This window comes from Pseudomonas antarctica (assembly GCF_900624995.1).
In the GTDB taxonomy this organism is placed as follows: domain Bacteria; phylum Pseudomonadota; class Gammaproteobacteria; order Pseudomonadales; family Pseudomonadaceae; genus Aquipseudomonas; species Aquipseudomonas antarctica.
The window spans coordinates 1-8417 of the sequence record NZ_UYXQ01000150.1; the positions used below are offsets into that span (position 1 = coordinate 1).

The window sequence follows — 8417 nt, forward strand, 5'->3', positions numbered from 1 at the left end:
CCACGCTACGTCTTCGCGCACTCGTTCATCATGCCAAGACGAGCGCCAATACTACTGCTTGCCTGGCCCCAACGGGTACTCCAATTCCGTTCTTTACCAAGTTGTACCTGCCGGGCGGAATTTCTTCCATATCCTGGAAGTCACCAGCGGCCGGATCCGAGGCTTTCGCAGCAACCACACTCGGGCCTGTGAGTTGGCCAAAAAGCTCGAAGCCAGCCTGCACACCGTACACGGCGGGATCGTTTCGTCATCTGAATGACTTTACTGCGCCGCCGCCCCTCAACAACTGCCATACTCGCCCGTCCATTGAAGTTTGCCCCATGCGGGGTCAGGTTTCATCAGTGCGGTTACCTTGAAGGGAAGGCTATACGTGACGGAATTTGATATTGGCGAATTTTTCATCCATGGCGATGCAAGGGAAGTAGACGGTGAGTTTCAAGCGGTGATCATCATGCGGGCTAAACCACCGCTGACTAAAGTGACAACGCACCAGGTGGAAAAAGATCGCTGGTTCAAAACTGCCGACGCCGCTGCAATGGCAGCAAAGGATGCCGCCAAGGCGCTGAAAACCGCTGTGGATTCAGGCGCACTTAATTCCTGACAATCCGATAGAACTCTACCGCTTCCTGCGCCTCACATGCACAACGACCATCACCTTGCATGGAGAACGAAAAATGGACGCGCCAATCCCCACTCTTGAAACCCTGTTTGAACAACTTGGCCTGGATTCAACGCCCCAAGCAATCGACGCATTCATCGACGCGCACCCGCTGACTGAGGATGTGAAGTTGATCGACGCACCTTTTTGGACGCCGCAACAGGCGGCGTTTCTTAAAGAAGAATTGCGCGACGATGCCGAATGGGCGATTGCCGTGGACGAGTTGAACCAACGCCTGCATCAACCTCAATAACTCAATGCACGCTGTCTGACTGCTCCAGCCGCAACAGCGCCTGCCAGGCCGCTCTGCATTCCTGCGCTTCATCGCGGCTGGCGAACGCCGTGCCGCGCTGCTCGCCATTGAGCAGCACAACCCAGCAAGCTTTCTGGCCCAGGGCACGCAGGGTTTCGGGGACGCCACTGCCGATCATCACGGCAACATCGACTTTGTTTTGCATAGCGCTTCTCCGCAGCATTAGTTAGCTGGCTAACAATATGGGCCATGCTACGGTTTTCTACCCGCTGGAAAAAGCTATCCCCGGAATAGCTCTGTTGCACAAACAGCAACAATCCCTACCGCGCAGGCTTTGCCCCCTGCGGCTTATAACCCAAGCGTAAACCACCCCAATGCCGACCATTGACCATAATCGGGACTGACAAGTCGTGCATCAACTCACCGGTGTCTCGGGTGTAGGTCTGCAATAGCACCGCTTGTTGATGGCTGCCGCAACGAATGCCGGTACGGTCGTCGAACTTGCGCTTGGTGCGGTTCTGCACCGCGTCGATCTTCGCATCGCCGGTGAGGGCATGAGAAAAAGCTTTGTTGTGCGTCGGCACATAGCCCTGAGGAGTGCAGGCAATGGCAAACACCAGCCCTTCATGGCGCGGTAACAACGCTTCCTGAATCGCTGGTAATACCTGATCGGTGTAGCCGTCAAACCGCGTGTGATATTTGCTCGGGCTGGTTTTCGGGATCGCGGTGTAGCTACGGTCGAACAAGTCCTCCAGGCTGATACGGCTTTGCCGTACATCGGCCTCGAACTGTTCGGCGATGCGGTTTGCGCCTTCGCGGGCCAAGTCATAGATGCGCTGGTGGTAGTCGTCCAGTCCCACCTCGGCCAAGCGTTCGCTGATGGTTTCGGCCTGCCCTTCCATTTGTACGGCGGCTTCGGCCAGTTGGCGGGTTTGCTGATCGCTCACGGCCAAGTCGCTGCGCATCTGCTCCACTGCATGGAACAGGCTGTCGAGTTGCGCGCGGTTGGTGTCGGTGCCCTGGGCGATTTCGTTGACCTGCCCTTCCACATCCGCGGCCAGGCTGGCGATACTCTCCAGTTGCTCCCCGGCGTGTTCCACCTGTTCGACGCCGGTGTGCAAGTCCGCCGACAACTGGCGAATCTGCTCCACGACCTGCGCCGTGCGCTGCTGGATATCGGCGACCATCACCCCGACCTCATCGGTCGCCGTAGCCGTACGTCCGGCCAGGCCGCGCACTTCATCGGCAACCACGGCAAACCCGCGCCCGTGCTCACCTGCACGTGCCGCTTCAATAGCGGCGTTCAATGCAAGCAGGTTGGTCTGGCTGGCGATGGATTGAATCACCAGGGTCACGCGCTGGATTTCCTCGCTGCGCTGGCTCAACGCCTCGATCAACTCACGGCTGGCATTCGCGCGCTGGCTGAGCTTGTGCATGCCGGTTATTGACTGTGCCAACACCTCGCGCCCTTCGGTGCTGCGTTGGTGCGCCTGGCTGGCCGCGCTCAGGGCTTGGCGGCTGAGCTGCGAGGTGACCTTTTCGGTGCCAATCATGACTTCGGCGCTGCTGACGATTTGCTTGGCCGCACTTAACTGCGACTGCAAACGCGCCGCCAGTTGCTTGACCGAATAGGCCACGCCGGCAGCAGAAAGCGCGTTATGACTGGTGGTGTAGGAGAGATCGCGCGTCAGTTCACCGATCGCATCGGACGCGGCGGACGGCGTGAGCACTGGCTTTTGAGTTTTCAGACGAGGCAGCCAGATCACCAGCAAAGCCAGTGGCACGCACAGGTAAATCGGCAAGCCGGCAAACGCCAGGCCCAGCAGTACCAACACCAAGGCGGTGCTCTGCAGGAGCGGCGTCAACCAGCCGGGCAGCACGCGCACCACCGTTTGCGGTGGCGCTGCTGCACCCATCAGAGATCCGTCTCCAGCCATCGTCGTTACCCCACTGCTTGTCGTTATTGTGTCTGCATTAAACGCCACTATCGGGCCATTATCCATCGGCCTTTAGTGGGGGAGCTTGCAGCAGATCAATAGACGTGGGCGTAACCGGTATTTCTCTTGGGCGCTGCATGCACAACGCCCAACTTCAGCACATCAGGCTTGACGCTGGTGCTTGTCGATCTGCTCGTGGCGCTCTTGCGCTTCGATGCAGTACTTGGTGGTCGGGCTGATCAGCAGGCGCTTGAGGCCGATAGGCTCACCGCTGTCGTCGCACCAACCAAAAGAATCTTCCTTGATGCGTTCCAGTGCGCGCTCAAGCTGCGGCAGCATACGCTGGTCGCGATCGATGGCATTGACCAACCAAGTGCGCTCTTCTTCGACAGAAGCAGCATCAGCCGGGTCAGCCGGTGTATCCAGGCTTTCAATAGCGATGCGGTTCTGTTCAATGCGCTCGTGGTGTTCCACTTTCATGTCTTGCAGCAACTGCTCAAAAAAAGCGTGCTGTTCGGCATTCATGTAGTCATCCGCCGGCATGGCCAGCAACTTTTCCTTTGTCATTGATTTCTCTATAAAAAATACGTGCATTAAGGCGAATAAGGGAGCGTTCCGGCAGACCGTTGCAGGCCTCGCAAAGGCGCCGTCCATTTCAAGCGCCACCCGGCACTCAATTTACGAGGGGCGGCAGTCTAAGGCCGACTTGAGGGCTCAGCAACTGAAATGACAGGCATTTTTTCCCAATTAACCCCCAAAGGCACCAGGACGGGCTTGGCGAATGGTCATCGGAGTGCGTTTATAGCAAGAAATTCAGTCTTATGGAGCTATATAGAAGACAAACGGTTAGAACTCATTGGCGAATTTCAAATGTGGGGGGGGCTTGCTCCCGATGGCAGCGGTTCAGTTAATAAATCTTTTAGCTGATCCGCCGCTATCGAGAGCAAGCCCCCTGCCCACATTTTTGCTCTGCGCCAGGCTTAACGTTTGAGTTTGCGCTTATTGCGATACTGGTCGATCACCACCGCGATCACGATGATCAGGCCCTTGATGATGTCCTGGATGTACGCATCCACGCCAACAAAGGTAAACCCGCTGGCCATCACGCCGAGGATCAACGCGCCGATCACCGTGCCAGTGATGCGCCCTACTCCGCCCGCCAGGCTGGTGCCGCCGATAACAGCCGCAGCGATCGCATCCAGCTCATAGGACATGCCCATGCCGGCCTGGCCGGTCGCAGCCCGTGCCGAGGCGACCACACCCGCCAAACCAGCCAGCAACCCGGCAATGCTATAGACGATGATCAAGTGGCGCTTGACGTTGATGCCCGACGTGCGCGCCGCCTGCATATTGCCGCCGATGGCGTAGGTGTATTTACCGTACTTGGTGTAGCGCAGGGCGATATGGAAGATCACCGCCACCACCAGGAAGATGATCACCGGCATCGCGCCATGACCGATGGCGGTGTAGGAATCCGAGAGCATACTTACTGGCTGGCCTTCGGTGTAGTAACGCGCCAGGCCACGGGCCGAGACCATCATGCCCAAGGTTGCGATAAACGGCGGAATACCGGTCACCGCGATAATGCTGCCGTTGATCGCCCCCGCCAGCAGCCCGACCCCGAGGCCCATCGCCACCGGAATCCACACCGGCAAATCCGTCAGGCTGGGAAACACCGCCCTGGAAAAATCGGAAGTCTGCGCTAGACTCGCGGCGATCATCGCCGATAACGCCAGTACAGAGCCCGACGACAGGTCGATGCCCGTGGTAATGATCACCTGGGTCACACCAATCGCCAGCAGGCCGATAATCGACACTTGCAGGATCATCAGCACCAGGCGCTGGGCGTTCATCAGGAAACTCTGGTCGCGCACGATCCAGCCGAACAGCTCAAACACCAGGCCGATGCCGATCAGCACCAGGAAGATGCTCAGTTCGGTGGGTAAGCGCCTGCGGTGCTTGACCGGTGCCGTGGCAGGCTTGTTGTCTGTTATTGCGTTCATTGCCAATCACCTTCTTATTCTGTGGCACAGGCCAACCGCAGGCCTATGCTGCTGTTCGTCAGTGGACTACGGTCAACCCGGAGGCCAGATGCATGACTTTTTCCTGGGTCGCATCCGCGCGGTCCAGGGTGCCCATCAGTTCGCCCTCGTGCATCACCATCACCCGGTCGCTCATGCCCAGCACTTCGGGCAGCTCGGAGGAAATCATGATCACCGCCATGCCTTCGCTGGCGAGGAAGGAGATCAAGCGATAGATCTCAGCCTTGGCGCCGACGTCGATGCCACGGGTCGGCTCATCGAGAATCAGCAGGCGTGGGTTGGTCATCAGCCAGCGCGCCAGCAGGGCTTTTTGCTGGTTACCACCGGACAAGGTGTCGATGCATTGCTCCAGTGACGGAGTTTTCACCCGCAGTTTCTTGCACATGTCCTCGCACAGGGCGCGCAGGGCTCTTTGCTGGATAAAGCCGTTGCCCGAATAATGCGGCAGCACCGCCATTTCCATGTTCTCCAGTACCGACAGGCACGGGAACAGGCCGCTGAGCTTGCGATCCTCGGTCAGCAGCGCAAACCCTTTCTCGATGGCCATGTGCGGGTCGCTGATGCGCACCGGCTTGCCGTCGAGAGTGATCTGCCCGCCAGAGCTTGGGGTGATGCCGAAAATGGTTTCGGCCACATTGGTGCGCCCCGAGCCCATCAACCCGGCAATGCCAAGGATCTCACCGGCGTGCAGGTCAAAGGACACGTCCTTGAACACGCCATCCAGGCGCAGGTCGCGCACCGACAGCAGCAACTCGCCGACGGGCGTCTCGCGCACCGGGAACAGCTGGCTCAGTTCACGGCCAACCATCATCGAGATCAGGCTGTCGCTGTTCATGCTGTCGGCGCGTTGCAAACCGATGTACTGGCCGTCACGGAACACCGCCACTTCATCGGCGATGGCGAACACTTCGTTCATTTTGTGGGTGATGTAGACGATGCCTTTGCCTTGGGACTTGAGGTCGGCAATGATCGAAAACAGGTGCGCCACTTCCTTATCGGTAATAGCCGAAGTCGGTTCATCCATGATCAGGATGTCGGAGTCGTAAGACACTGCCTTGGCAATCTCGACCATCTGCCGTTCGGCGATGCTCAGGTTGCCGACGTGTTCTTCAGGGTCCAGGTTGATGCGCAAGCGCGCCAGCAACTCAGCCGTGCAGCGGTGCATTTCACGGTGGTTGACCATGTGCAGGCTGTTGAGCTGCTCGCGGCCGATCCAGATATTTTCGGCGATGCTCATGTGCGGCATCAGGTTGAGTTCCTGGTGGATCATTGCGATCCCCGCCTTTTGCGCCGCCAGCGGCGTTTCAAACACAATCGGCTTGCCGCGCAGGCGAATTTCCCCGGCGTCAGGCTGGTAGATGCCAGCGATGATCTTCATCAGCGTTGATTTACCCGCACCGTTCTCGCCCATCAGCGCCAGCACGGAACCGGGGCGTACGCGCAGTTGCACATCGGCCAGAGCCACGACGCCTGGAAAGCCTTTGCTGATGTTGAGGATTTCCAGCAGGTAGGGTGCTTCCAGCGACGGCGGCTGGATACCGGGAGGCTGCGAGACAACCGCTTGAGCAAGCATATCGGGTACTCCATCAGCAGGGCGACCGTGGCCGCCCCGCCCGCTTATTGTTGTTATGAAGGGCTACTTGAAATCTTTGACGTTGTCCGGGGTGATCAGCTTGAACGGGATAATCACGTTCTGCTCGACCGGCTCGTGCTTCGCCATCTTGCGCGCGGCTTCCACCGAGCCGACTGCCTGCCCTTTGGCATCCTGGAACGCCGACGCGGCCATATCACCCTTGGTGATCGCGTTCAAGCCGTCCGGCGTACCGTCGACCCCGGCGATCAACACAGTGCCGGGCTTGGTGCCGGCCGACTTCAAGGCCATGGACGCACCGATGGCCATCTCATCGTTGTTGGCCAACACTGCATTGAACTCACGGCCTTGGGTCATCCAGTCGTTAACCAGCGTCATGCCCCGGTCACGCAGCCAGGTACCGGTCTGCTCCTGTTCGATGGTGATGCCCGGGTATTTGGCCAGGACTTCTTTCACGCCCTTGGTGCGGTTGGTGGTGGAGTTGTTCGCCAAGTCACCCAGCAGGATCACGATCTTGCCTTTGCCACCGAGCTTGTCGGCGATGTATTGCATCTGCAGGCGACCGGCCTCGACGTCATCGGACGTCACCGCCACCACATTTTTAGGCAAGTCTTTCTGGTCGAGACGGCGGTTGACGAACACCAGCGGGATGCCGGCCTTGGTCGCCGCACTGATGATGTTCTTGGTCGAGGCGGTATCCACCGGGTTGACGATAATCGCGTCGACTTTCTGGCTGATAAAGTTCTCGACCTGGCTCAGTTGCTTGACCACGTCAGCGCGGGCGTCTTCAAACTGCAATTGCACGCCGTCGCCCTTGGGATAGGACTGGGCTTGCTTGTCCATGTCTTCACGCAGGTAGGTCAGGAAGGTGTCATCGAAGGCGGACATGGTCACGCCCACTTTGATATCGGCAGCTGAGGCAAAACCGCTGGCGAGCAGCATGGACAAGGCCAGCGCGGTGAAACGGATCGGGGTCTTCATGAACGGTCTGTCTCCAATTTCTTGTTGGTTTTGTGGACGTTGCGTTTTTCAGAGCGAAGGTGTCGGCAGTCGAACGATCGGTGCCCCCGGGATGCAGCACACCAGGGCGCCTTTGTTTTCGACGCAAAGCACATTAAGGAAGGAGAAATAGAACGGCCGGGCGCGGGGCAGACCGCGTGGCGCTTTGGAGGGGCGTAAAACTCGCAGTACAGCGTGGAAGATTTTCATCTGACGGTACCTGGTTGTTTTTGATCTTGTTTTTGTTGAGTCGCCTGGATCAAGCCCGAAGCGTACTTTTTGCAACCTGGAAAAGACTTTATTAGAAAATAATTTCCATATCAACCTGTTTTAGAATTTTATTCTATTTTTGTCGAAACCACCTGTTGCCGCTCGTTACTAAGGCGTGCGGCGTCCAATATACGGGTGGTTTCCAGTGCGTCATAGGCGTTGACCGGCAGCGGTCCCTGCCCTTGCACGGCACGTTGCAACTGCTGATAGAACTGCGTCCAGCAGCCTTTTTCCGATGGCACACGTTCGCGCTCCGCGCCTTGTTCAAACCAACCCCAGCGCCGATGCTCTTCCGCGCCCCAATGCTCGCCTTCGGTTTTCGGCGATTTGCCGGCTATCAGCGCGTCCTCCTGGCCATCCAGACCGTCCACGGTGTAACAACCCAAGGTGCCACTGACGCGAAAACGCGGGGCCTGGCTGTTTTGCAGCGCACTGCCCCACAGGTGCGAAATCACGCCGTTGGCGTGGGTCAGCGAGACAAAAAAACCGTGGTCGAGGCTCGGGTGTTCCGGGCTGAATTGTAATTGCGCGAACACCCGGTCCACCGGGCCGAACAACTGCATCGCCTGGTCAACCAAGTGGCTGCCAAGGTCACGCAGCCAGCCGCCGCCACTGGCATTACCCACGGCGTGCGGGCTGAAGCGCTCAACACGCGATTCAAAGCGGG

11 protein-coding genes are annotated in these 8417 nt (G+C 58.4%); 3 read left to right on the plus strand and 8 right to left on the minus strand.

Translation table 11 applies throughout. The annotated features are described in order from the left end of the window. The 3 genes from E0F99_RS30330 to E0F99_RS27235 form a co-directional block, all read left to right on the plus strand. Positions 1–259: hypothetical protein (locus tag E0F99_RS30330; RefSeq protein WP_242626938.1), on the plus strand; the 259-nt coding region annotated here is incomplete at its 5' end. A 111-nt stretch (positions 260–370) separates the two neighbouring features. Next, positions 371–601, plus strand: a complete 231-nt coding sequence (locus tag E0F99_RS27230) for a hypothetical protein (RefSeq protein WP_083358081.1) — start codon at positions 371–373, stop codon at positions 599–601. Between the two features lie 73 nt (positions 602–674). Beyond that, complete coding sequence (locus E0F99_RS27235) at positions 675–911, plus strand: DUF2789 domain-containing protein (protein ID WP_083358080.1); 237 nt, start codon at positions 675–677, stop codon at positions 909–911. Between the two features lies 1 nt (position 912). Here E0F99_RS27235 and E0F99_RS27240 read toward each other — a convergent pair whose 3' ends face one another. From E0F99_RS27240 to E0F99_RS27275, 8 genes are all read right to left on the minus strand, one after another. Next, a complete protein-coding gene (locus E0F99_RS27240; protein ID WP_083358079.1) occupies positions 913–1116 on the minus strand; it encodes a hypothetical protein in 204 nt (67 codons plus the stop codon). A 115-nt stretch (positions 1117–1231) separates the two neighbouring features. Then, positions 1232–2914, minus strand: a complete 1683-nt coding sequence (locus tag E0F99_RS27245; protein ID WP_407020850.1) for a methyl-accepting chemotaxis protein — start codon at positions 2912–2914, stop codon at positions 1232–1234. Between the two features lie 96 nt (positions 2915–3010). Continuing rightward, on the minus strand, positions 3011–3415 hold the full coding sequence (locus tag E0F99_RS27250; RefSeq protein WP_010564800.1) for a TraR/DksA family transcriptional regulator: 405 nt from the start codon (positions 3413–3415) through the stop codon (positions 3011–3013). A gap of 413 nt (positions 3416–3828) precedes the next feature. Then, positions 3829–4851 carry an ABC transporter permease gene (locus tag E0F99_RS27255; protein WP_083358077.1) on the minus strand — a complete coding sequence of 341 codons (1023 nt, stop codon included), beginning with the start codon at positions 4849–4851 and terminating at the stop codon, positions 3829–3831. A 58-nt stretch (positions 4852–4909) separates the two neighbouring features. Further along, positions 4910–6463: a sugar ABC transporter ATP-binding protein gene (locus E0F99_RS27260; RefSeq protein ID WP_130909039.1), complete on the minus strand. Its 1554-nt coding sequence runs from the start codon at positions 6461–6463 to the stop codon at positions 4910–4912. Between the two features lie 63 nt (positions 6464–6526). Beyond that, positions 6527–7462 carry a sugar ABC transporter substrate-binding protein gene (locus tag E0F99_RS27265; RefSeq protein ID WP_083358075.1) on the minus strand — a complete coding sequence of 312 codons (936 nt, stop codon included), beginning with the start codon at positions 7460–7462 and terminating at the stop codon, positions 6527–6529. Positions 7463–7510: 48 nt separating this feature from the next. Then, positions 7511–7690: a hypothetical protein gene (locus tag E0F99_RS30730; protein WP_083358074.1), complete on the minus strand. Its 180-nt coding sequence runs from the start codon at positions 7688–7690 to the stop codon at positions 7511–7513. Between the two features lie 128 nt (positions 7691–7818). After that, a partial coding sequence (locus E0F99_RS27275; protein WP_242626939.1) for a Gfo/Idh/MocA family protein occupies positions 7819–8417 on the minus strand: 599 nt, incomplete at its 5' end.

What these genes read in the sequence shown, in the direction of transcription:
- E0F99_RS27235 (WP_083358080.1), top strand. Translation starts at nt 675, where the DNA reads ATGGACGCGCCAATCCCCACTCTTGAAACCCTGTTTGAACAACTTGGC.
- E0F99_RS27240 (WP_083358079.1), bottom strand. Translation starts at nt 1,116, where the DNA reads ATGCAAAACAAAGTCGATGTTGCCGTGATGATCGGCAGTGGCGTCCCC.
- E0F99_RS27245 (WP_407020850.1), bottom strand. Translation starts at nt 2,914, where the DNA reads ATGGATAATGGCCCGATAGTGGCGTTTAATGCAGACACAATAACGACA.
- E0F99_RS27250 (WP_010564800.1), bottom strand. Translation starts at nt 3,415, where the DNA reads ATGACAAAGGAAAAGTTGCTGGCCATGCCGGCGGATGACTACATGAAT.
- E0F99_RS27255 (WP_083358077.1), bottom strand. Translation starts at nt 4,851, where the DNA reads ATGAACGCAATAACAGACAACAAGCCTGCCACGGCACCGGTCAAGCAC.
- E0F99_RS27260 (WP_130909039.1), bottom strand. Translation starts at nt 6,463, where the DNA reads ATGCTTGCTCAAGCGGTTGTCTCGCAGCCTCCCGGTATCCAGCCGCCG.
- E0F99_RS27265 (WP_083358075.1), bottom strand. Translation starts at nt 7,462, where the DNA reads ATGAAGACCCCGATCCGTTTCACCGCGCTGGCCTTGTCCATGCTGCTC.
- E0F99_RS30730 (WP_083358074.1), bottom strand. Translation starts at nt 7,690, where the DNA reads ATGAAAATCTTCCACGCTGTACTGCGAGTTTTACGCCCCTCCAAAGCG.